Source organism: Pantoea sp. MT58 (assembly GCF_014495885.1).
Taxonomy (GTDB): Bacteria; Pseudomonadota; Gammaproteobacteria; order Enterobacterales; family Enterobacteriaceae; genus Pantoea; species Pantoea eucalypti.
In genome coordinates this window covers 3,444,515-3,468,436 of sequence record NZ_CP061083.1, presented here as the reverse complement: position 1 = coordinate 3,468,436, position 23,922 = coordinate 3,444,515, and the positions used below count along the sequence as shown (strand labels likewise).

Genomic DNA, 23,922 nt, shown 5'->3' with positions numbered 1-23,922 from the left:
ACTCATCCGGGTCATATCACAACAGAAAGCCTGGAGATTATGTTGCCAGAAGCGGCGCAGACAAGGTAGCCTCTTGCGTGGTTTTGTTGTCCCTACAGGAGCTCTGATGCCAAATCGTTTAACCTGGTGCGATCTTCCCGCCGATGTTTCCCTCTGGCCGGGTTTGCCCCTTTCTCTTAGCGGTGATGAAGTGATGCCGCTGGATTATCGCGCTGGCCGCACCGGCTGGCTGCTGTATGGCCGCGGGCTGGACAAGCAGCGGCTCACCGATTACCAGCACCAGCTGGGGGCCGCGATGGTGATCGTCAGCGCCTGGAACGTCGATGAGTATCAGGTGATTCGACTGGCAGGATCGCTGACGCCGTTTGCCAGCAAGCTGGCGCACGATGCCGGGCTGGATGTTGCGCCGCTGGGCAAAATCCCGTATCTCAAGACGCCAGGCCTGCTGGTGATGGATATGGACTCGACCGCGATTCAGATCGAGTGCATCGATGAGATTGCAAAACTGGCGGGCTGCGGCGAGCAGGTGGCGGAAGTCACGGAGCGTGCGATGCGCGGCGAACTCGACTTCACCGCCAGCCTGCGTCAGCGCGTCGCCACGCTGCAGGGCGCAGATGCCAATATTCTGAAACAGGTACGTGATGCTCTGCCATTAATGCCAGGCTTAACGACGCTGACGCAGAAGCTGCAGGCGCTGGGCTGGCAGATTGCTATCGCTTCCGGCGGCTTTACCTATTACGCCGAATACCTGCGCGACAAGCTGCATCTGTCGGCGGTGGTGGCCAATGAACTCGAAATTCGCGACGGCAAACTGACCGGCAACGTGCTGGGTCCGATTGTCGACGCACAATACAAAGCCGATACCCTGAAGAAGCTGGCGGAGCGTTTTAATATCGCGCCGGAACAGACGGTGGCGATCGGCGATGGTGCCAATGACCTGCTGATGATCAAAGCCTCAGCGCTGGGCATTGCGTTCCATGCTAAACCTAAGGTGAATGAGCAGACCGCGGTCACCATTCGCCATGCCGATTTAATGGGGGTGTTCTGCATCCTCACCGGCAGCCTGATTCACGAAGAGCGTTAACTGAGGTATTGATTTGGCCAAAGCGGCAAAACGCGCATTTGTCTGTAACGAATGTGGCGCAGATTACCCACGCTGGCAGGGGCAATGCAGCGCCTGTCACGCCTGGAACACCATCACCGAGGTGCGCATTGCTGCCTCGCCTGCTGCTGCGCGTAACGAGCGCCTGAGTGGCTATGCCGGCAGCGCCGGAACCAGCCGGGTGCAGAAGCTCTCTGAAATCAGCCTGGAGGCGTTACCGCGCTTCTCGACCAGCTTCAAAGAGTTTGATCGGGTACTGGGCGGCGGGGTGGTGCCGGGCAGCGCCATTCTGATTGGCGGCAGTCCTGGTGCGGGTAAATCCACGCTGCTGCTGCAGGTGATGTGCCGGTTGTCAGAGGGGATGAAAACCCTGTACGTCACCGGTGAAGAGTCACTGCAACAGGTTGCGATGCGCGCCCATCGTCTGGGATTACCCACCGAAAATGTGAATATGCTGTCGGAAACCAGCATTGAGCAGATCTGCCTGATCGCCGAACAGGAGCAGCCGCAGCTGATGGTGATCGACTCGATCCAGGTGATGCACATGGCGGAGATCCAGTCATCACCCGGCAGCGTCGCGCAGGTGCGTGAAACCGCCGCCTACCTGACGCGCTTCGCTAAAACGCGCGGCGTCGCGATCATCATGGTCGGTCACGTGACTAAAGATGGCTCACTGGCCGGGCCGAAAGTGCTGGAGCACTGTATCGACTGTTCGGTGCTGCTGGATGGCGATGCCGACTCCCGTTTCCGCACCCTTCGCAGCCATAAAAACCGCTTCGGTGCGGTCAATGAGCTGGGGGTGTTTGCCATGACAGAGCAGGGCATGCGTGAAGTCAGCAACCCGTCCGCTATCTTCCTGTCACGGGGCGAAGAGGTTACCTCTGGCAGCTCGGTGATGGTGCTGTGGGAAGGCACGCGTCCACTGCTGGTGGAGATTCAGGCGCTGGTCGATCACTCCATGATGGGCAACCCACGCCGCGTAGCGGTGGGTCTGGAGCAGAACCGCCTGGCGATACTGCTGGCCGTTTTACATCGTCATGGCGGATTGCAGATGGCGGATCAGGATGTATTCGTCAACGTGGTTGGTGGTGTTAAAGTCACCGAAACCAGTGCGGACCTGGCGCTGATGCTGTCGATGGTGTCGAGCCTGCGCGATCGTCCGTTGCCGCAGGATCTGGTGATCTTCGGCGAAGTGGGACTGGCCGGTGAGATCCGTCCGGTGCCCAGCGGTCAGGAGCGCATCTCTGAAGCGGCGAAGCATGGCTTCAAACGCGCCATTGTACCGGCAGGGAATGCACCGAAAAAACCGATTGCCGGGATGCAGGTTTTCAGCGCGAAGAAGCTGGCCGATGCGCTGGCGATTCTGGACGATCTGTAATGCGCCTGCGGCCTGCCAGCCGGCGTCGCGGGCAGGCCGCTCCCACCTTAACCGCATTGATGCAGGAGGCACGACATGTCGTCGTTTGATTATCTGAAAACGGCTATTCGCCAGCAGGGCCATACGCTGCAACAGGTCGCTGATGCCAGCGGCATGACCAAAGGCTATCTAAGCCAGTTGCTCAATGCCAAAATCAAAAGCCCCAGCGCGCAAAAACTGGAGGCGCTTCACCGATTCCTGGGCCTTGAATTTCCGCGCCGCGATAAAACGGTGGGCGTGGTATTTGGTAAGTTTTATCCGCTGCACACCGGCCATATCTATCTGATTCAGCGCGCCTGCAGTCAGGTGGATGAGCTGCATATCATTATGGGTTATGACGAGCCGCGTGACCGTGAACTGTTTGAGAACAGCGCGATGTCACAGCAGCCTACGGTCAGCGATCGCCTGCGCTGGCTGCTGCAGACCTTTAAGTATCAGAAAAATATCCGCATCCACGCCTTTGATGAGGAGGGGATTGAACCCTATCCGCATGGCTGGGATGTCTGGAGCAAGGGCGTCAGCGCGTTTCTGAGCGAGCACGGCATTGCACCTGATTGCATCTACACCAGTGAAGCGCCCGATGCGGAGATGTATCAGCAGCACCTTGGCATTCAGACCGTGCTGGTCGATCCCAACCGATCCTTTATGAGCATCAGTGGCGCGCAGATTCGTCAGGATCCGTTCCGCTTCTGGGATTACATTCCTACGGAAGTGAAGCCGTTCTTTGTGCGCACCGTGGCGATTCTCGGCGGCGAGTCGAGCGGTAAATCGACGCTGGTGAATAAGCTCGCCAACATCTTTAACACCACCAGCGCCTGGGAATATGGCCGCGACTATGTCTTCTCCCATCTGGGCGGTGACGAAATGGCGCTGCAATATTCCGATTACGACAAGATCGCGCTGGGTCAGGCACAGTACATCGATTTCGCCGTTAAATACGCCAATAAAGTGGCGTTTATCGACACCGATTTTGTGACCACGCAGGCATTCTGTCTGAAGTATGAAGGGCGCGAACATCCCTTTGTGCAGGCACTGATCGATGAATACCGTTTTGATCTGGTGATTCTGTTAGAGAATAACGTGCCCTGGGTCGCAGATGGATTGCGCAGTCTGGGCAGTTCCGTGGATCGGCGGGAGTTTCAGTCGATGCTGGTGACAATGTTGCGTGAAAACAACATCGAATTCCTGCACGTGCAGGAAGATGATTATGATGCGCGTTTCCTGCGCTGCATTGAGCTGGTCAAAGCGATGCTGGGCGAGAAAAACGCCCAGCCGTAACGCCAGCTGTGACCCGGTCTGCCGCACGGCAGCCGGGTCAGCGCATTAATAGACCATGACCACTTTGCCGCGCATGTGGCCTTCCAGCACACGCTGATGGGCGGCAGTTAACGTCTCAACGCTTAAGCCGTGCAGCGTTTCGCTCAGCGTGGTTTGCAGTTTACCTTCATCCAGCAATGCTGATACCGCATCCAGAATCTCGCCCTGACGCGCCATATCCGGGGTATTAAACATGCTGCGGGTGTACATCAGCTCGAAGTGCAGTGCCGCACTCTTCAGCTTCAGTTGATCCATCGACAGCGGATGTTCGTTTTCCACGATGGTGCAGATATGACCCTGTGGTGCGATCAGCTTCGCCATCGTCTCCCAGTGACCGTCGGTATCGTTCAGGCAGAAAATATAATCAACCTGCTTAATGCCCTGTTTCTCCAGCTCACCGATCATATCTTTGTAATTGATCACCACATCGGCTCCGCGATCGCGGCACCACTGGGCGGAATCTTCACGCGAGGCAGTCGCAATGATCTTCACTTTGCTGCGCAGCTTCGCCAGGGGGATCGCCAGTGATCCAACACCACCTGCGCCGCCAACGATCAGCAGAGTCTGATCTTCCGATGCCGTCTCCAGGTTCAGTCGTTCAAACAAACCTTCCCATGCGGTCAGGGCCGTCAGTGGGATCGCGGCAGACTGTGCCCAGTCCAGACTCTCTGGCTTATGGCCGGTGATGCGTGAGTCCACCAGCTGCTCAGTGCTGTTGCTGCCTGGACGGGTCAGATCGCCGGCGTAGAAGACTTCATCGCCAGGCTTAAAGTTGCTGACTGAGCTGCCCACTTCCAGCACAACGCCGCTGGCATCCCAGCCCAGGATACGTGGCTGCTGTAAGCCGTTCTTCTTCGCCCCTTTGTGCACCTTGGTATCAACCGGGTTGACCGAGGCGGCTTTGACCTCGACACGCAGGTCATACTCGCCTGGCGTGGGGGTTTCAGGGAAAATTTCAGTAAAGTGTTCAGGATTTTCGGGATTAATTGCGATAGCGCGAATAGACATAACGTTTTCCTGTGTAGTTAAGCAAAGAGTCTGGCTCTTTTCTCTGACAGCCTGGTCGGGAGTCGGTGTACATACTCTCTATGGCAAGACCAGCTGTAATGATGAAGACAGGCCTTAAGTGTAGAACCTGATTTTAACGGTGATAAGATGGACAATCTTTCATAGAGTGTTCGTCTGAGGTGAACAATGGCATTTCGTCAGTGGCAGGACATGGCGCTGTTTGCGCTGGTGGCGGAGTGCGGCAGCTTTACCGGCGCGGCAGAACGCGCAGGCCTGCCTAAATCCAGTGTCAGTCAGCGTATCAGCCAGCTGGAGCAGCGGCTGGGGATTCGTTTGCTGAATCGCACCACCCGCCAGCTCAATCTGACTTTTGCCGGTGAGCGCTATCTGCTGCATTGTCAGGAGATGATGCAGGCCAGTGAACGCGCCGATCAGGCTATCGCCAGCCTGCGTGAAAACCCCAGCGGTCGTCTGCGCATCACCAGTCCGGCGGGCATTGGGGCCACACTGCTGGCGCGCTGTAATGCAGCGTTTTTGCGTCTCTATCCTGATGTGACGCTGGATGTCTCGATTTCCGATGAGATGCGGGATCTGGTACAGGAGGGCTTTGATGTGGCGCTGCGCACCGGTCAGCCGCAGGAGTCCTCGCTGATTGGCCGCCGGATAGGCAACTGCCCACGACTGCTGGTGGCTTCGCAGCACTATCTTAATCAGCACCCGCCGCTGCTTCACCCACAGCAGCTGTCAGCTCACCGCTGTATCGCGCATCGCGCATGGAATGAATGGGTATTGCAGCGTGATGGCGCGTTCTATCGCTGGCTGCTGCCGCCTGGCCATCTCACCGACAATTTACTCTATGCGCGCGAATCGGCGCTGGGCGATGCAGGCATTACGCTGCTGCCGCACTTTCTGACCGATGGGGCGATGGCGGATCCCCGGCTGGTGCCGGTGCTGCCGGAATGGGAAGTCGAGGGAAATGAGCTGTGGCTGGTCTATCCGGGCCGTAAACTGAATTCGCCTGCGCTGGCGCGCTTTATTGAGTTTGCGCTGCAGTCACCGGTGTTCAGAGAGTTTTATCGCTGAGTGAACCATCAAAAAGGGCGGCATCGCTGCCGCCCGTTTATTCGATTACTTCGTCATACGCTTGTACTTGATGCGCTTCGGCTCCAGTGCGTCGGCGCCGAGAGTACGCTTCTTGTACTCTTCATATTCGGTAAAGTTACCTTCGAAGAATTCGATATTACCCTCATCCTGGTAATCCAGGATGTGCGTCGCGATACGGTCCAGGAACCAGCGGTCATGCGAGATGACCATGGCACAGCCCGGGAACTCCAGCAGGGCGTTTTCCAGCGCGCGCAGGGTTTCGATATCCAGGTCGTTGGTCGGTTCATCGAGCAGCAACATGTTGCCGCCAACCTGCAGCAGTTTCGCGAGGTGCAGACGACCACGCTCACCACCCGACAGTTCGCCAACGCGTTTGCCCTGATCGACGCCTTTAAAGTTAAAGCGGCCAACATAGGCGCGGCTTGGCATCTCGGTGTTACCGATACGCATGATGTCCTGACCACCGGAAACTTCTTCCCACACGGTTTTGGAGTTATCCATGCTGTCGCGGAACTGATCGACGGACGCCAGTTTCACCGTCTCGCCCAGCACAATGCTGCCGGAATCAGGCTGTTCCTGACCGGACATCATGCGGAACAGCGTCGATTTACCCGCGCCGTTAGGACCGATAATCCCGACAATTGCCCCTTTTGGCACGGAGAACGAAAGATCGTCAATCAGCACACGGTCGCCATAGGACTTACGCAGATTGCTGACTTCCAGCACTTTGTCACCCAGACGGGCACCAGGCGGAATAAACAGTTCGTTGGTTTCGTTACGCTTCTGGTAGTCCGTGTTGTTCAGCTCTTCAAAGCGAGCCAGACGGGCTTTTCCTTTAGACTGCTGGCCTTTTGGCCCTTTGCGCACCCACTCCAGCTCTTTCTCAATCGACTTACGACGCGCGGCTTCAGAAGAAGCTTCCTGCGCCAGACGCGCATCTTTCTGCTCCAGCCAGGAGGAGTAGTTGCCTTCCCACGGAATACCTTCACCGCGGTCAAGTTCCAGAATCCAGCCTGCCACGTTATCCAGGAAGTAACGGTCATGCGTAATCGCGACCACAGTGCCTTCGAAGTCATGCAGGAAGCGCTCCAGCCAGGCGACAGATTCGGCGTCCAGGTGGTTCGTCGGTTCGTCCAGCAGCAGCATGTCTGGTTTTTCCAGCAGCAGGCGGCAGAGGGCGACGCGGCGACGTTCACCACCGGAAAGGGTGGCGATCTTCGCGTCCCAGTCTGGCAGGCGCAGCGCATCGGCAGCACGTTCCAGTTGGGTATTCAGGTTGTGACCATCGTGCGCCTGGATGATCTCTTCAAGACGGCCCTGCTCAGCGGCCAGCTTGTCGAAGTCTGCATCCTCTTCGGCATAGAGCGCATAAACTTCGTCGAGACGTTTCAGTGCGCCAACTACTTCTGACAGCGCTTCTTCAACCGACTCGCGCACGGTGTGTTCAAGGTTAAGCTGCGGCTCCTGCGGCAGGTAGCCAATCTTGATGCCTGGCTGCGGACGCGCTTCCCCTTCGATATCTTTATCGATGCCGGCCATGATGCGCAGCAGGGTAGATTTACCCGCGCCATTCAGGCCGAGTACGCCGATTTTTGCGCCGGGGAAGAAGCTGAGTGAGATGTTTTTCAGGATATGTCGCTTCGGCGGGACCACTTTGCCGACGCGATGCATGCTATAGACGAATTGAGCCACGTTGGATTGAGCCTCTGGGTCTGTTGGTCGTTGGAATGATGTCGAAGTTTAGCCTTTTTCACCGTTTAATCCCAGCCGGGGGGCGGCGAATAATGCCCTGAGGGCGGTGATGCCGGACAACGTATGAAATAACTGTCTGATTTCCGCGCGTAATCGCTGAAATGACGGCAGAGGCAGGCTCAGGGCAGGCGAAGCGGTATCGCCTGCTGCGCCAGCCAGTTCTGTAACGCCTGATCGGGTGCGCTGTCACTCACCAGCAGGTCAAAACGCTGCAGCCCGGCAATGCGGGCAGGCAGCACCTTGCCATATTTACTGCTGTCAGCCACCAGTACCGACGTTCGGGCACGCAGCATGGCGTGATGTTTCATCATCAGTTCATTGGTGTTGTAGCAGGTCGCCCCCTGATCTTTGTCGATACCCGCCGCAGAGATCAAAGCCAGCGTCGGACAAAGATCGTCCAGGATGGTGTGTACGCCAATCGGTGTAAACAGAGCGTTGTCAGCATGAAATTCACCGCCACTGAGAATAACGTTACAGCCAGGTTTCTCTTTCAGCGTCAGAAAGGTGTTCATAGCACAGCAGATGGCAGTGAACGACAGCGTGTCGGGAATCGCATCAACGATATAGGGCAGGGTAGTGCCGCAATCGAAAAAGACCGTATCGTTTTCGTTAATCAGGCTGGCCGCCGCCTGCGCCAGTCGCTGCTTTCTGGCCGCATTCTGCCCATGCTGATCGCTGACAAAATAGTGGCCGGTATGACTTTTTGGGTCGCTGACAATGTAGCCGCCCAGTAACACCACGCTGGAGCCCGGTTCGGTTAAATCGCGGCGAACCGTCATCTCTGAGACACCCAGCAGCTGGGCCGCGTCTTTGAGATGCAGTTTATCGGTGCGTTTAAGCGCCTGTGTCAGCTTGTGAATGCGTTCGTCGCGCCGGGTTTCCATGGTCATCTCTGTTTACCTATCCTGCAATGCGGAGGAAAGACGCCGGAACCGACGTCAATACGCGACAAACCTCACAGATTTTAATGAGTTGCGTCTCATCCGCCAGGCTGGCAACCAATCTTACCCGCATTCTGAAAGGCCCGCAAACCTCCGCTGTGCGGTGACTACCGCTCATCGCCGCAGGCGTTCACATTGCTCAGCCAGCAGGCTCAATGATGTTATTTTGTTATAATAGTAACACTTAAAATCCCGCTCCCTGTCGCATATTGTCGATTTTGCGCACTCATGTTGTGGTTTTTGTCACACATTTAACTTTTAAGAAAGGTTATTGTGACTTTAATAACATTTGAAGTTTGCAAAATATCCAGGAGAAATGGTCATGACAATTGCGGTCATCGGCTCAAACATGGTCGATTTGATTACCTATACCAACAGCCTGCCGAAAGCGGGCGAAACCCTTGAAGCGCCTGACTTTGCGATTGGCTGCGGCGGTAAGGGCGCTAACCAGGCGGTTGCGGCGGCGAAAATGGGCGGCAGCGTGATGATGGTCAGCAAAGTTGGCGACGATCTCTTTGCGCCCAACACCGTCGCGAACCTGCAGCAGCAGGGCGTGGACACGCGATTTGTCACCACTGCACCAGGCAACTCCAGCGGTGTGGCACCGATTTTTGTCGATGACCAGTCGCAAAACCGCATTCTGATTATCAAAGGTGCCAACCAGCAGCTGAAACCGGCTGATATCGACGACGCGGCAGAGGCGCTGAAAGCCTGTGAGCTGATCATCCTGCAGCTGGAGATCCCGCTGGAGACGGTCTATTACGCCATCGATTTTGCCCGCCAGCATCAGATCAACGTGATCCTGAATCCGGCACCGGCCGTCGCTTCGCTGGATATTCACTACGCCTGCAAATGCGACTTCTTTATGCCGAACGAAACCGAACTGGAGATCCTCACCGGCCTGCCCGTCAGCACCGATGACGAGGTGATCCTGGCGGGGCAGTCGCTGCTGAAGCGCGGCCTTAAAAATCTGATCATTACTCTGGGCAGCCGGGGCTCGGTCTGGATGAGCGGCGACAAGGTGCATCGCGTGGCCGCGACGCCGGTTCAGGCGGTCGATACCAGCGGCGCAGGTGATGCCTTTATCGGCTGCTTTGCCTATCTGCTGGTGAAAACCGGCGATGTGGCCGCCGCCATGACACAGGCGTCGGCCTATGCCGCCTGCAGCGTCACCGGGCGCGGCACGCAGCGCGCTTATCCCGACGCAGAGACTTTCCAGCGTTTTCTCAACCGTAACTGAGGTTCTGCTATGCAACAGAAAATTGTTCAGCAATCTGATGGCTATCTGAATAAAACGCCGCTGTTCCAGTTCATTCTGCTGTCGTGCCTCTTCCCGCTCTGGGGCTGTGCAGCGAGTCTCAACGATATCCTGATTACCCAGTTTAAAAGTGTGTTTGCCCTGAGCGACTTCGCCAGTGCGCTGGTGCAGAGCGCCTTTTATGGCGGCTATTTTCTGATTGCGATCCCCGCCTCGCTGGTGATCCGCAAAACCAGTTACAAGATGGCGATTATGATCGGTCTGGCGCTCTACATTGCCGGCTGTATCGCCTTTTATCCTGCTTCGCACATGGCGACCTACACCATGTTCCTCGCGGCGATCTTTGCGATTGCCATTGGCCTGAGTTTCCTGGAAACGGCGGCCAACACCTACAGCTCGATGATTGGTCATCGTGATCATGCGACGCTGCGCCTCAACGTCAGCCAGACCTTCTATCCGATCGGTGCGCTGATGGGGATTGTGCTGGGTAAATATCTGGTGTTCCAGGATGGCGACAGTCTGGAGAGTCAGATGGCAGCCATGACGGCAGAGCAGGCGCATGCTTTCCGCCTGACAATGCTGGAGCACACGCTGGAGCCTTACAAATATCTGGTGATGGTGCTGGTGGTCGTGATGCTGCTGTTTATGTTCACCCGCTATCCGCGCTGCAAACCAGAGAGTAATGAGACATCCCGGCCGTCACTGGGCGAGACCTTCCGCTATCTGGCGGCTAACCGTCACTTTAAACGCGGCATTTTGACCCAGTTCCTGTATGTCGGCATGCAGGTGGCGGTCTGGTCATTTACCATTCGTCTGGCGCTGACGCTGGGGGCGGCCAATGAACGTCACGCCTCTAACTTTATGATCTACAGCTTCGTCTGCTTCTTTATCGGCAAGTTCGTGGCGAACTTCCTGATGACCCGCTTCCGTGCCGAGAAAGTGCTGATCGCCTATTCGGTGCTGGGCGTGCTGACGCTGGCTTATGTGATGCTGGTGCCGAACTTTACCGCCGTCTACGCCGCCGTTTTTGTCAGCGTGCTGTTTGGGCCCTGCTGGGCAACGATCTACGCCGGTACGCTGGCGACGGTCGATAATAAATACACTGAAGTGGCGGGCGCGTTTATCGTGATGGCGATTGTCGGCGCGGCCTTTGTCCCGGCGCTACAGGGCCTGGTGTCTGACACGCTGGGATCAATGCAGCTGGCGTTTGGCGTCTCGCTGCTCTGCTTCGCCTGGGTCGGATTCTACTTCTACGGCGAACTGCGCCATAAAAAACAGCCGGTTGCGGCCGGTCGTCTGGTGGAGGAGTTACCATGAGAACCCGTTTACCCTTAGCGCGTGACCAGTTTCACACCACGCCCTCGCTGCTGCTGGAAAGCGATGACTTCCGGGTTGAGGTGTTTCGCTATCCGGCAGGAATCGAGGCAGTGCGCATTCATAACCGGCGCGGCAGCGTGACCGTGCTGCCGTTTCTCGGGCAGATGATCTGGGACGTGCAGTTTGACGATCATAACCTGACCATGGGCCACAGCTTTAAGCAGCCGCTGCCCGCGAATTCGATCATAGATACCTATGGCTGTTTTGCCTTTCATTCGGGGCTGCTGGCTAACGGCTGTCCCGCGCCAGAGGACAATCATCCGCTGCACGGGGAAATGGCCTGCGCCCGCATGGATAGTGCCTGGCTGGTGCTGGACGATCAGACACTGTCGCTGGAAGGGGAGTGTGAATATGTTAAAGGCTTCGGCCATCATTACCTTGCGGCACCCGCCGTTCGCATTCAGGCCGACAGGCCCCGTCTGACGATAGAGATGACGGTGACCAATCTGGCGGGTGCACCGATGCCGTTGCAATACATGTGTCACCTCAACAGCGCGTGGATCGATCAGGGGCGCTTCCGGCAGTCGATCCCCGAAGGGGCATTCCAACTGCGTCGCTCGATCCCGGCGCACCTGCGACCAACGCCCGCCTGGCGGGATTACACGGATCAACTGGCGCGCGTTCCGCAGGCGTTACAGCAGCTCGATCAACCGCAGCTCTGCGATCCCGAGATCGTCTTATTTGCGGACGATCTGCCGCAGTATGGTGATGAGGTACAGTTTGAGTTGCATGCGCCGCAGGGCTACGCGCTGATGACGCGCTTCTCTACCGCGCAGTTCCCGCACGCGACCCGCTGGCTGCTGCACAACCATGACCAGCAGGTGGCGGCCTATATTCTGCCCGCCACCTGTCGGCCAGAGGGTTTTCTTGCCGCGCAGCAGGCCGGCACGCTGATCACCCTGGCGAGCGGCGAGCAGCGTCACTTCTCTGTGGAGACCGGCCTGCTCTGAGTCGGGTTTAAATCGCCACCAGGCCGCGCACACCTTCTGCTTCCATGGTGTCGCCGCGGCCACGCTGCACAATTTCACCGCGCGACATCACCAGATAGCTGTCCGCCAGTTCTGCCGCGAAGTCATAAAACTGCTCAACCAGCAGGATCGCCATATCTCCCCGTTGCGCCAGCTGGCGGATTACCGCGCCGATCTCTTTGATCACCGAGGGCTGGATCCCTTCGGTCGGCTCATCAAGGATCAGCAGCTGTGGCCGACAGGCCAGCGCCCGGCCGATCGCCAGCTGCTGCTGCTGACCACCCGAGAGATCGCCGCCCCGGCGTGACTTCATCGCCAGCAGCACCGGAAAGAGCTGATAGATCTCCTCCGGCACTTCACGCGCCTGCGCCGCCGGAAAGCGCGACAGGCCCATCAGCAGGTTCTCTTCGACCGTCAGACGCGGAAAGATTTCCCGTCCCTGCGGCACATAGGCGATGCCCGCCTGCACCCGCTGGTGCGGCTTGCGGCCATTCATCCGCTGCTGCTGCCACTGAATCTCGCCTGACTTCGCCGGGATCAGCCCCATCAGGCACTTCAGCAGCGTGGTTTTTCCCACGCCATTGCGCCCAAGCAGACAGGTGATTTCGCCAATTTTTACCTCAAACGACAGGCCGCGCAGAATATGACTGCCGCCATAATATTGATTCAGTTCAGTAACCTGTAACATTTTAGCGCCCCAGATAAACGTCGATAACCTGCTCACTGGCCTGAACCTCGCGCAGCGAACCCTCGGCCAGCACCTGCCCCTGATGCAGCACCGTGACATGGTCGGCGATGGTCTCGACAAAGCCCATGTCATGCTCCACTACCATCAGGGAGTGTTTGCCCGCCAGGCTGCGGAACAACTCGGCGGTGTAGGCCGTCTCTGCGTCAGTCATGCCTGCCGCCGGTTCATCCAGCAGCAGCAGATGCGGCTCCTGAACCAGCAGCATGCCAATCTCCAGAAATTGCTTCTGGCCGTGCGATAGCAGGCCCGCACGGCGCTGGCGTTCGCCACCCAGCCGCAGCAGTTTCAGCACCTCATCAATTCTGTCGCGCTGTTCGCTGCTGAGACGAGCGCGCAGGCTGGCCCAGACCGATTTATTGGCTTTAAGCGCGATCTCAAGATTCTCAAATACGGTTAATGCCTCAAACACCGTAGGCTTCTGGAACTTACGGCCAATGCCGGCGCGGGCGATCTCTACCGGCGACAGACGGGTCAGATCGCTGTCCTGGTCGTAGATCACCCGGCCGGCGTCGGGGCGGGTTTTGCCGGTGATCACATCCATCAGCGTAGTTTTGCCTGCGCCGTTGGGGCCGATCACGCAGCGCAGTTCCCCGATGCCGATCTGCAGCGAAAGATCGGTCAGCGCCCGGAAGCCGTCAAACGAGACGCTGATCTTCTCCAGTTGCAGGACGGGATCGCGCTGCGCCCGATGGCGATCCGCGAGCTGAGGCTGGGTAAACAGGGCATCACTCATTTTTTCCTCCGGCGCAGCAGGCCAATCACGCCGTGCGGCAGAAACAGTGTCACCAGGATGAACATCAGTCCCAGGAAAAACAGCCAGTATTCAGGGAAGGCGACGGTGAAGAAGCTGCGTGCGCCGTTAACAATTGCTGCGCCCAGCAGCGGGCCAATCAGCGTACCGCGTCCACCCAGCGCCACCCAGATCGCGGCTTCTATTGAGTTGGCTGGTGACATCTCTCCCGGATTGATAATGCCGACCTGCGGCACATAGAGCGCCCCGGCAAGACCGCACAGCACGGCGGAGAGCGTCCAGACTAATAGCTTGAAGCCGCGCGGATCGTAACCACAAAACATCAGACGGTTTTCGGCATCCCGCACCGCAGTCAGTACCCGGCCAAACTTGCTGCGCGCCAGGGTGAAGCCAATCACCAGGCTCAGCAGCAGCAGCAGTACCGTGGCGATAAATAGCCCGATGCGGGTTCCGGTCGCCGTCACCGAAAAGCCGAGCAGGGTAGTAAAGCCGGTGAAGCCGTTGTTGCCGCCAAATCCGGTTTCATTACGGAAGAACAGCAGCATACCGGCGTAGGTCAGCGCCTGGGTCATGATGGAGAAGTAGACGCCTTTGATCTTTGAGCGAAAGGCGAAGAAGCCAAACAGCAGCGCCAGCAGGCCCGGCACCAGCATGCTCAGGCAGAGCGCCCAGGCGAAGTATTCGGTGCCGGTCCAGAACCAGGGCAGCTCTCGCCAGGAGAGAAAGGACATAAAGGCGGGCAAGCCTTCGCCTGCGGCCTGGCGCATCAGGTACATGCCCATGGCATAACCGCCGAGGGCAAAGAACAGCCCGTGGCCCAGCGACAGCAGTCCGGCGTAACCCCACACCAGATCCAGCGCCACGGCGACCACCGCATAGCAGAGGATTTTGCCGACCAGCGTCAGGGTATAAGTGGAGATCGCCAGCGGATGGGCGGCGGGCAGCAGCGCCAGAAACGGCATCACCAGTAACGCCAGAGTGATCGCCACGCCGATGCTGATCGCCAGGCGCGGCGCGGTGCGCGCCATGCGAAGTGTGATGGGTTGCGTCATCAGTCAGTCACCCTTCCTTTAACCGCAAACAGTCCCTGCGGACGTTTCTGAATAAAAAGCACGATAATCACCAGAATCAGGATCTTACCCAGCACCGCGCCAATCTGCGGCTCCAGCACTTTGTTCAGAATGCCCAGGCTGAACGCGGCAACCACGGTGCCTGCCAGCTGGCCGACGCCACCCAGCACCACCACCAGGAACGAGTCAATGATATAGCCCTGACCCAGCTCCGGTCCGACGTTACCAAGCTGCGACAGCGCCACGCCTCCCAACCCGGCAATGCCCGAACCAAGGCCAAACGCCAGCATATCGACGCGACCCGTTGGCACGCCGCAGCACTCCGCCATGGCGCGGTTCTGGGTCACGGCGCGCACGTTCATGCCAAGGCGGGTCCGGTTCAGCAGCAGCCAGGTGAGCGCCAGCACAAACACCACAAACAGGATCACCGCGATGCGGTTCCACGGCAGCACCAGGTTGGGCAGCAGCTGCAGGCCACCTGAGAGCCACGACGGATTCGCCACTTCCAGGTTTTGCGCCCCGAACAGCACCCGTACCAGCTGGATCAGCATCAGGCTGATTCCCCAGGTAGCGAGCAGCGTCTCAAGCGGACGGCCATAGAGATGGCGGATGATGGTGCGTTCCAGCGCCATGCCGATGGCGGCGGTGACCATAAAGGCGACCGGCAACGCCAGCAGTGGATACCAGGCTAAATAGTCCGGTGCAAACTGCTGAAACAGGCTCTGCACCCACCAGGTGGCGTACGCGCCGAGCATCAGCATTTCACCGTGCGCCATGTTGATCACCCCCAGCAGCCCGTAGGTGATCGCCAGGCCCAGCGCGGCCAGCAGCAGGATGGAGCCCAGCGACAGGCCGCTGAAGGCCTGCCCCAGCAGATCGCCCCACATTAGCCGTTTCTGAATCTGTTGCAGGCTTTCGGCCGCTGCCGCCCGTACCGTGACATCTGGCTCATTCGCGGGCTGGGTCAGGCGTTGCAGGCTGGCCTGCGTATTGGGATCGCTGGACTCACCCAGCAGTTTCACCGCCCGCAGGCGCACCATCGGTTCGCCATCCGCCAGTTGCAGATTCGCCAGTGCCAGCGCTAATGCAGCATGTACCCGGCTGTCCTGTTCAGCGGCCAGCCGCTGTTCCAGCAGCGGCAACTGGTCTGCGGCACCCTCATTTTGCAGCTGCTGCGCTGCGCGCAGACGCAGGGCCGCATCACTGCTCACCAGCTGGTGCGCAGCCAGCGCGTTGTTTACCAGCACGCGCAGGCGATTGTTCATAAATAGCTTTTTCAGGTTACCCGTGGGCTGTGCCACCGCATCCAGCGGCTGCAGCGTCGATCCCTGCTGGCTGAATGGCTGTTTGTTCTGGTCGATGACCACGGTTTCTGCTTTTAACGCTTCCAGCAGCGGCAGACGCTGACTGTCCGGCGCGGCAGCCCATTGTTGCAGCAGCGTGGCCTGCTGGCTGCGGCTGGCGGCGGCAAAGTCAGCCGCCGGTCCGGCGCTGGCAAACAGCGGCAGCAACAGAAGCAGGCTGAAAAAACAGCGACATAGATTCATAAAAGGAGCCTCGTTTGGGGAGGTCAGCACGGCAGTCGAATGACCACTGCCGTGCTGCCGCTTTACAGCGGGTGACGCTTTCTTATCAGCAACGAAAATTACTGCGCAGTCTTCACCGGGTAATCGGGCTTCTTGTCGTTACCGGCAATGTACGGGCTCCAGGGCTGGGCACGCACGGGTTTATCGGTCTGCCACACCACGCTGAACTGGCCGTTCTCTTCCACTTCACCAATCATGACGGGCTTATGCAGATGGTGGTTGGTCTGGTCCATGGTCAGGGTAAAGCCATCCGGCGCTTTAAAGGTCTGACCGGCCATTGCCGCCCGCACTTTGTCCGGGTCCGTCGTGCCCGCTTTTTCCACCGCCTGCGCCCACATATGGATGCCGACATAAGTCGCTTCCATCGGGTCGTTGGTCACCACGGTGGCGGCGTTCGGCAGGTTATGTGCTTTGGCGTAAGCGCGGTAATCGGCAACAAATTTCGCGTTGGTCGGATTATCGATCGACTCGAAATAGTTCCAGGCCGCTAACTGACCCACCAGCGGTTTGGTGTCGATGCCGCGGAGCTCTTCCTCTCCCACTGAGAAGGCGACCACCGGAATGTCAGTGGCTTTGATGCCCTGGTTAGCCAGCTCTTTGTAGAACGGCACATTGGAGTCGCCGTTGATGGTGGAGACCACCGCCGTTTTACCGCCTGCCGCGAATTTTTTAATGTTGGAGACAATGGTCTGATAGTCGCTGTAACCAAACGGCGTGTAGACCTCTTCGATATCTTTATCTGCCACGCCTTTGCTGTGCAGGAAGGCACGCAGGATCTTGTTGGTGGTGCGCGGATAGACGTAGTCGGTGCCCAGCAGGAAGAAGCGTTTTGCACTGCCGCCATCTTCGCTCATCAGGTATTCCACTGCCGGAATCGCCTGCTGGTTAGGCGCCGCGCCGGTGTAGAAGACGTTAGGTGACATCTCTTCCCCTTCATACTGCACCGGATAGAAGAGCAGGCCGTTCAGCTCTTCAAACACCGGCAGCACCGATTTGCGTGATACCGAGGTCCAGCAGCCAAACACCACCGCCGCTTTATCCTGGGTCAGCAACTGCCGTGCTTTCTCGGCAAACAGCGGCCAGTTAGAGGCGGGATCGACCACTACCGGCTCCAGCTTTTTCCCCAGCAGGCCCCCTTTGGCGTTGATCTCATCGATGGTCATCAGCGCCACATCTTTCAGCGGCGTTTCAGAGATCGCCATGGTGCCGGAGAGCGAATGCATGATCCCCACTTTGATGGTGTCAGCCGCCTGCGCACTCCAGGCGAAACCCATACTGACAACGGTAGCGGAGAGGGCGAAAGCCTTGATCAACGAACGTCTTTTCATCATTTAAACCCCTGAGTGGTTGTTATGTTATTCGGTGAGCTGGAGCCGGGCCTGCTGGAGGCGGTGCAGTGTGATCTTCCTGACCTCCGCCTTACTGACAGCGATGTGATCGGTCAGGATGCGTTGCGCCTCATCTGTCTGCTGCGCAAAAATCGCCTGTAAAATCTGAGCATGTTCCTGATAAGTCGCACAGATGCGATCATCGCGGGTGAAGTCGAGCCGACGGATGATGCGGATCTTCTCGGTGAGTTCGGCGTGTATGCGCGCCATCTCCGGGTTACCCGCGGCCGCGACCAGCGCCATGTGAAACGCTTCGTCATGCTGCGACACCACCAGACCTTCGGTGAGCGCCTCCGCTTCACACCAGAACTGGTTGAGTTCGTGTAACAGCGCGGCACACTGAGGCGCGGGCAGGGCGCAGAGGCGTTTTACCGCCTCGCACTCCAGCACGGTGCGCAGGTCATACAGCGATTCGAACCAGGCAAAATCGAAGTTTTTAATCTGCCAGCCGCTGCGGAACCAGACTTCGACAAAGCCTTCGCGCTCCAGCCGGAATAGCGCCTGGCGAACCGGCGTGCGGCTGACCGCCATCCGTCCGGCGATTTCGCTTTCGCTGAAGCGATCGCCCGGCATCAGGCGAAAGGCGAAAATATCGGCCTTCAGCGCCTGATAGACCCGTTCGGCCAGCGCTTCCGGGCGCGCTTTAGGGGATTGAGGTTGGGTTGTCATCGGCGCTCCTTATTCCAGCCACAGCAGGGTATCGCCAGGGCTGACCGGGCGGCCCGCCTGGCAGGCGATCCGCGTCACCCGACCGGCCTGCGGCGCGACAATCGCCAGCTCCATCTTCATCGCCTCGACGATAATCAGCGTCTGTCCGGCGCTGACCTCGTCGCCCGGCTGCACCAGCACTTTCCAGATGTTGCCATTGAGGTCGGCCTGCACCGCGAGTCCGCCTTCATCCACTTCACCCACGCTGTCAGGCACTTCATCTGCCGCCGGTGCGTTCTGTTCTTCCTGCGCCCATAACTGCACTTCCTGTTCAAAGGCGGTCGCCTGGCGCTGACGGAAGTCCGCAATCTCAGCGGCATGGTCGGCGAGGAACTGCTGGTGCGCGGCAAAATCAAACTGCGTCTCTTCGATGCGCAGGCTGGCGCGGCCTTCACGGAAATCTTCGCGCAGCTGGTTGAGCTCGGTTTCACTCACCGGATAGAAGCGCACCTGATCGAAGAAGCGCAGCAGCCACGGCGCATCGGCTGTGAACTGCGGATTCTTCAGGAAGGTGTTCCAGATGGGCAGCGTGCGGCCTACCAGCTGATAGCCGCCGGGCGAATCCATGCCGTAGATGCACATGTACATGCCGCCAATGCCGACCGTGCCTTCGGCGGTAAAGGTACGTGCCGGACTGTATTTGGAACTCAGCAGGCGATGGCGCGGATCGATCGGCACGGCGCAGGGCGCGCCGAGGTAAACATCGCCCAGCCCCAGCACCAGATAGCTGCCGTTGAACAGGGTGTCGCGCACCTCATCGCGGCTGCTTAAGCCATTAATGCGCTGGATAAAGTCCACGTTGTTGGGCAGCCAGGGCGCACTGGCACGCACCGTCTCCTGATAGCGGCTGACCGCACCCAGCGTGGCGCTGTCTTCAAACGCCATCGGCATCCACACCACGCGCGACGGGACTTTCAGCGTGCTGACATCGCCCAGCGTCGCTTCCAGCGCCAGCAGCAGCGACATCAGGGCGGACTGTGAAATAATGCGGCTGTCGTAGCGTACCTGCAGTGAGCGCACGCCTGGCGATAGCTCCTCAACGCCTGGCTCCGCCTGCGCCGTCAGCGCATTCATCAGCAGGTGCACGCGCAGACGCAGCGCCAGATCCAGCACGTTGTCGCCATACTCAATCAACACATATTTGTCGCCGGCCTGACGATAGACCACTTTCGGCGTGCTGCCGGTGGCCTCGATGGCGGACAGAATCGTGGCGGAGCCGTGGGCGGTTTCAGCCAGCGACGGCACGGCAAAGGTCGGGGGATGATCCGGCCGCAGGGTATCGATCAGGTGCATCTGCGCTTTTTCCCGCGCCAGTGCATCGTCTGCGGTAATCGGGTGGAAGCGGATGGTGTCGCCCGGTTTGACCTGGCCCACTTTCCACAGCTCGGCTTTGGCGATGGTCACCGGACAGACGAAGCCGCCCAGGCTCGGGCCGTCGTGTGTCAGGATCACCGGGAAGTCGCCGGTGAAATTGACCGCGCCGATGGCATATTCACAGTCGTGAACGTTGGAGGGATGCAGGCCTGCTTCGCCACCGTTGGCGCGGGTCCAGGTTGGTTTCGGACCCACCAGCCGTACGCCGAGGCGGTTGGAGTTGTAGTGCACCTGCCAGTCGCTGGCAAAGAATTCGTCGATGGCGGCCTGGGTGAAGAAGTCCGGTGCGCCGTGCGGGCCATAAAGCACGCCGATGCGCCATTCGCTGCCGTAGTGGGGAATCAGCGTCGCATCAAGCGGCTGCGGATCGCTGACCGGGGCCGGTGTAGTGCAGGCTGCCCGTTCAGGCCGGGAGATTGCCAGCATATCGGCCACCCGCAGGGTGCGTCCGGCGTGACCGCCAAACTGGCCCAGTGAAAAGGTGCTGCGGCTGCCCAGATATTCCGGCACGTCGAAGCCGTTGCGCACCGCCAGATAGCTGCGGCAGCCCTGCCGGGCGCGTCCCAGTGCCAGGGTCTGTCCCGCTTTCACCGCCAGCGGCTGCCAGGCGCTGACCGGTTCGCCATCAAGCCGGGCGTCGCAGTCCGCGCCGGTCAGCGCCAGAATGGCATCACAGTGGAAACGCAGCGTCGGCCCCTGCAGGGTAAACTCCAGGCCTGCTGCTGCCTCGTGGTTACCCACGATTCGGTTTGCCAGACGGAACGCGAAATCATCCATCGGGCCGGAAGGCGGCACGCCGATATCCCAGTAGCCGAGGCGGCCGGGATAGTCCTGCACCGAACTGAAGGTGCCGGGTTGCAGCACTTCCACCACGGAGGCGGCAGGCACAACGCTGTCGAGATAGCGCGTCCAGACGTTGCCGCTGCGAAACGCGTCGCTGCGGGTGATCTGGCGCAGATAGTCGAGGTTGGTGGCGATGCCATGCAGCTGAGTCGCATCCAGCGCATGATGAAGTTTTTCCAGTGCCGCCTCGCGCGTGTCGGCATGCACAATCAGCTTGGCGATCATCGGGTCGTAGAAGCTGGAGACCTCGCTGCCGGTTTCGATGCCGCTGTCGACCCGCACGCCGTCAGGAAAGGTGACACCGGTTAACAGGCCGGGGCTGGGCTGAAAGTTCTTCAGCGGATCTTCCGCGTAGAGCCGCACTTCAATCGCTGCGCCCTGCGGCGCCTGCTGCAGACGTGACCAGTCCACTGCATCGCCCGCCGCCACCTGCAACATGCACTCCACCAGATCGAGGCCGGTGACGCATTCGGTGACCGGATGCTCCACCTGCAGGCGGGTGTTCACTTCGAGAAAGTAAAAGGCCTGCTGGCTGACGTCGTAGATATACTCCACGGTGCCTGCGCTGCGGTAGTTGACCCGCTCGCCGAGCCGCACCGCCGAGGCAAGCAGGGCATCACGCGTCGCCTGCGACAGGCCGGGCGCAGGCGTCTCTTCCACCACCTTCTGATTGCGGCGCTGCAGTGAGCAGTCGCGTTCGCCCAGCGCTACCACGTTGCCTTTGCCGTCTCCAAAAATCTGAACTTCAACGTGCCGGGCGCGATCGATACAGCGTTCCAGAAATACGCCTGCATCACTGAAAAACTGCTCACCAAGACGGCGCACGCTCTCCCAGGCGCTGGCGAGCGCATCGGCGTCGGCGCAGCGCGTCAGGCCAATGCCGCCGCCGCCCGCCGTGCTTTTCAGCATCACCGGATAGCCAATCTTATCAGCTGCCTGCATTGCCTCTTCCAGCGAGGCGAGCAGGGGTGTGCCGGGCGTCATCGGCACACCCGCGCTGGCGGCCAGTTCACGAGCGCGGTGCTTAAGGCCGAACTCCCCAATCTGCTGTGCGGTGGGGCCGACAAAGGCGATACCTGCCGCATCGCAGGCGTCGGCAAACGGCTGGCTTTCGGAAAGAAATCCGTAGCCGGGCCAGATCGCCTGCGCGCCGCTCTGCTGCGCCGCCGCCAGAATTTTGTCGATGCGCAGATAGCTGTCGCTGGCCTTCTCGCCGCCCAGGGCGATGGCGATATCCGCCTGCTTAACGTGCTGCGCATTACGGTCAGCGTCTGAATAGACCGCGACGCTTTTCACGCCGAGGCGTTTCAGGGTCCGAATGGCGCGGCAGGCAATTTCGCCGCGGTTGGCAATCAGTACGGTAGTGAACATGATCAGTGACTCCCCTGTGATGCCAGCCAGTTGCGCCAGCCGCCCGTCTCAGTGATTTCCAGCGCACTCTTCAGCGCTGAGCCTTCGCAGATAAAGCCTTTAACAACGCGGCCATCGGCCAGCGTCAGGCTGCCGATCCCCAGTGGGGCCGGAATCTCCGCCACAAACTCGCCGAAACGGGCCAGTGGGATATCCCACAGCTCAACGGTGATCGCCGCTCCCTGTTCGTCACGCATCAGGCCCGGTTTTTTGATTGCACCTTCCAGCAGGGCAAAGAGGCGGTAGTGTGGCGCGGTCTTCGTCTCTTCCACCCAGACGGCATTGCGTTCGGTGAGCTGGAAATTGAGCGGCATGCCGGTGAGATGCGCGCCCACTACCGCCAGCCGGACGTGGTCAGGTGAGACAGGTAAGGTTGTGGATCGGGTCGGCCACGGCTGACCGGTCGCGCCCAGCGGCAGGGCGAGCTGCTGCTGCCAGCGAAGGCCGAATTCCGCCAGCGCCCGATCGTGCCAGGCGGGTGCAATCAGCGTGATGCCTGCCGGGAGATCGTCGTTGCGGAACGGTGCGGGCAGCGCCAGGGCAGAGAGGTCGGCGAGATTGGTGAAGTTGGTGTAGGTGCCAAACTGCGAGTTGAAGTAAATCGGCTCCTGTTTCATCTCCTCCAGGGTATGAATGGTGGGTGAGGTCGGCACCACCAGCGCGTCAAACTGTGCCAGCGTCTCCTGAATCTGACGCGTCAGTTCGGCCCGCAGATACTCCGCCTTGTAGGCGTCCACCGCGCTGTATTTCAGGCCGCTGGTGACTATCTCATGCACTACCGGGTCCATCTCCGCCGGACGGTCAAGCATCTCACCCACCGCCGCTGTGCGTTCGGCGACCCAGGGACCGTAGTAGAGCTGTTCAGCGAGCGTCCGGAACGGCGTGAAGTCGATGGGATGCAGCGTCGCGCCGCCCGCCTGCAACGCTTCCAGTGCCTGATCCCAGGCCGCTTCAGCGGCAGCATCATCAAAAAACGCCGGGTGCGCCGGAATAGCGAAACGGGGATGACGCGGCAGGCTGGCTGGGGCGGTGCGCGGATTAATACGCGAATAGGCATCACCGGCATCGTAGCCACCCATGATACTGGCGACGCTAAACGCATCTTCTGCCGTCAGCGCAAATACCGAAATGGTGTCGTTAAGGCGACAGGCGGGCACCACGCCGCGTGCAGAGAACCAGCCCTTGGTCGGCTTGAGTCCGACGATATTATTAAAGCCCGCCGGCACGCGGCCCGATCCTGCGGTATCGGTGCCCAGTGAAAAAGCGACCAGTCCGCGCGCCAGCACCGATGCCGAGCCAGAGCTGGAGCCACCGCTGACGTAATCAGCGTCAAAGGTATTACTGACCGCGCCATAGGGCGAGCGGGTGCCGACCAGGCCGGTTGCGAACTGATCGAGGTTGGTTTTACCGATGACGACTGCGCCAGCGGCTTTCAGCCGGGCGACGGCGACCGCATCTTCGCTGGCGGTATAGGTAAACGCAGGGCAGGCGGCGCTGGTCGGCCAGCCTGCGACATCAATGTTATCTTTTACGGCGAAGGGCACACCAAACAGCGGCAGCGACGCGGGATCGCGTTCATAGTCTGCCAGCAGCGGTTCAATCTGTGCCGCTAACTGGTCAGGTGTCGCCAGATAGATCCAGGCATTATCGTGTGTGTCGAGCGCTGCCAGGTGCGCACTCAGCAGCGAACGGATCTGTTGTGGTGCCTGCTGAGTGCGCTGCTGCCAGGCGGGAAGCGTCAGGCCGAAGGTAGAAGTCATACGAAGAATTCCAGCTGGTATACAAGATGGAATTCAACAG

General features: G+C 59.3%; 18 protein-coding genes. 7 read left to right on the top strand and 11 right to left on the bottom strand.

Annotated elements, in window-relative coordinates; all coding sequences use genetic code 11:
* Positions 1 to 106: 106 nt before the first annotated feature.
* The 3 genes from serB to nadR all read left to right on the top strand — a co-directional run bounded on the left by serB (position 107) and on the right by nadR (position 3,797).
* A complete protein-coding gene (serB, locus tag IAI47_RS16350; protein WP_187961153.1) occupies positions 107 to 1,084 on the top strand; it encodes a phosphoserine phosphatase in 978 nt (325 codons plus the stop codon).
* Positions 1,085 to 1,097: 13 nt separating this feature from the next.
* Positions 1,098 to 2,480 carry a DNA repair protein RadA gene (radA, locus tag IAI47_RS16345; RefSeq protein ID WP_003854897.1) on the top strand — a complete coding sequence of 461 codons (1,383 nt, stop codon included), beginning with the start codon at positions 1,098 to 1,100 and terminating at the stop codon, positions 2,478 to 2,480.
* A gap of 75 nt (positions 2,481 to 2,555) precedes the next feature.
* A complete protein-coding gene (nadR, locus tag IAI47_RS16340; RefSeq protein ID WP_008925532.1) occupies positions 2,556 to 3,797 on the top strand; it encodes a multifunctional transcriptional regulator/nicotinamide-nucleotide adenylyltransferase/ribosylnicotinamide kinase NadR in 1,242 nt (413 codons plus the stop codon).
* Positions 3,798 to 3,842: 45 nt separating this feature from the next.
* Here the strand turns inward: nadR and IAI47_RS16335 are convergent, their stop codons facing one another.
* The gene (locus IAI47_RS16335; protein ID WP_003854895.1) at positions 3,843 to 4,844 is read right to left on the bottom strand and encodes a zinc-binding alcohol dehydrogenase family protein; all 1,002 of its coding nucleotides are present in this window, start codon (positions 4,842 to 4,844) and stop codon (positions 3,843 to 3,845) included.
* Positions 4,845 to 5,030: 186 nt separating this feature from the next.
* Here IAI47_RS16335 and IAI47_RS16330 point away from each other — a divergent pair, with 186 nt between their 5' ends.
* Positions 5,031 to 5,927, top strand: a complete 897-nt coding sequence (locus IAI47_RS16330; RefSeq protein ID WP_003854894.1) for a LysR family transcriptional regulator — start codon at positions 5,031 to 5,033, stop codon at positions 5,925 to 5,927.
* Between the two features lie 45 nt (positions 5,928 to 5,972).
* Here the strand turns inward: IAI47_RS16330 and ettA are convergent, their stop codons facing one another.
* Positions 5,973 to 7,640, bottom strand: a complete 1,668-nt coding sequence (gene ettA / locus IAI47_RS16325) for an energy-dependent translational throttle protein EttA (RefSeq protein WP_008925533.1) — start codon at positions 7,638 to 7,640, stop codon at positions 5,973 to 5,975.
* 179 nt (positions 7,641 to 7,819) lie between these two features.
* Positions 7,820 to 8,584 carry a DNA-binding transcriptional repressor DeoR gene (gene deoR, locus IAI47_RS16320; RefSeq protein WP_033743124.1) on the bottom strand — a complete coding sequence of 255 codons (765 nt, stop codon included), beginning with the start codon at positions 8,582 to 8,584 and terminating at the stop codon, positions 7,820 to 7,822.
* 379 nt (positions 8,585 to 8,963) lie between these two features.
* On the opposite strand from deoR, the gene rbsK reads away from it, so the two are divergent.
* The 3 genes from rbsK to IAI47_RS16305 are packed head-to-tail and all read left to right on the top strand — an operon-like array spanning position 8,964 to position 12,226.
* Positions 8,964 to 9,881 carry a ribokinase gene (gene rbsK / locus IAI47_RS16315; protein WP_008925534.1) on the top strand — a complete coding sequence of 306 codons (918 nt, stop codon included), beginning with the start codon at positions 8,964 to 8,966 and terminating at the stop codon, positions 9,879 to 9,881.
* A gap of 9 nt (positions 9,882 to 9,890) precedes the next feature.
* The gene (fucP, locus tag IAI47_RS16310; protein ID WP_008925535.1) at positions 9,891 to 11,216 is read left to right on the top strand and encodes an L-fucose:H+ symporter permease; all 1,326 of its coding nucleotides are present in this window, start codon (positions 9,891 to 9,893) and stop codon (positions 11,214 to 11,216) included.
* Positions 11,213 to 12,226 carry an aldose 1-epimerase family protein gene (locus IAI47_RS16305; RefSeq protein ID WP_008925536.1) on the top strand — a complete coding sequence of 338 codons (1,014 nt, stop codon included), beginning with the start codon at positions 11,213 to 11,215 and terminating at the stop codon, positions 12,224 to 12,226. The genes fucP and IAI47_RS16305 overlap by 4 nt, the downstream gene beginning before the upstream one ends.
* A 7-nt stretch (positions 12,227 to 12,233) precedes the next feature.
* Here the strand turns inward: IAI47_RS16305 and urtE are convergent, their stop codons facing one another.
* From urtE to atzF, 8 genes are all read right to left on the bottom strand, one after another.
* Positions 12,234 to 12,932 carry an urea ABC transporter ATP-binding subunit UrtE gene (urtE, locus tag IAI47_RS16300; RefSeq protein ID WP_003854882.1) on the bottom strand — a complete coding sequence of 233 codons (699 nt, stop codon included), beginning with the start codon at positions 12,930 to 12,932 and terminating at the stop codon, positions 12,234 to 12,236.
* 1 nt (position 12,933) lies between these two features.
* The gene (urtD, locus tag IAI47_RS16295; protein ID WP_008925538.1) at positions 12,934 to 13,725 is read right to left on the bottom strand and encodes an urea ABC transporter ATP-binding protein UrtD; all 792 of its coding nucleotides are present in this window, start codon (positions 13,723 to 13,725) and stop codon (positions 12,934 to 12,936) included.
* A complete protein-coding gene (gene urtC / locus IAI47_RS16290; RefSeq protein ID WP_008925539.1) occupies positions 13,722 to 14,795 on the bottom strand; it encodes an urea ABC transporter permease subunit UrtC in 1,074 nt (357 codons plus the stop codon). Before urtC ends, urtD begins: the two co-directional genes overlap by 4 nt.
* Positions 14,795 to 16,360, bottom strand: a complete 1,566-nt coding sequence (urtB, locus tag IAI47_RS16285; protein WP_008925540.1) for an urea ABC transporter permease subunit UrtB — start codon at positions 16,358 to 16,360, stop codon at positions 14,795 to 14,797. The genes urtC and urtB overlap by 1 nt, the downstream gene beginning before the upstream one ends.
* A 98-nt stretch (positions 16,361 to 16,458) precedes the next feature.
* Complete coding sequence (gene urtA / locus IAI47_RS16280) at positions 16,459 to 17,727, bottom strand: urea ABC transporter substrate-binding protein (protein WP_033743125.1); 1,269 nt, start codon at positions 17,725 to 17,727, stop codon at positions 16,459 to 16,461.
* Between the two features lie 27 nt (positions 17,728 to 17,754).
* Positions 17,755 to 18,456 carry a GntR family transcriptional regulator gene (locus IAI47_RS16275; protein ID WP_008925542.1) on the bottom strand — a complete coding sequence of 234 codons (702 nt, stop codon included), beginning with the start codon at positions 18,454 to 18,456 and terminating at the stop codon, positions 17,755 to 17,757.
* 9 nt (positions 18,457 to 18,465) lie between these two features.
* On the bottom strand, positions 18,466 to 22,083 hold the full coding sequence (uca, locus tag IAI47_RS16270; protein ID WP_008925543.1) for an urea carboxylase: 3,618 nt from the start codon (positions 22,081 to 22,083) through the stop codon (positions 18,466 to 18,468).
* A 2-nt stretch (positions 22,084 to 22,085) separates the two neighbouring features.
* Positions 22,086 to 23,882, bottom strand: coding sequence for an allophanate hydrolase (atzF, locus tag IAI47_RS16265; protein WP_003854868.1), 1,797 nt, complete (start codon positions 23,880 to 23,882; stop codon positions 22,086 to 22,088).
* Positions 23,883 to 23,922 lie beyond the last annotated feature (40 nt).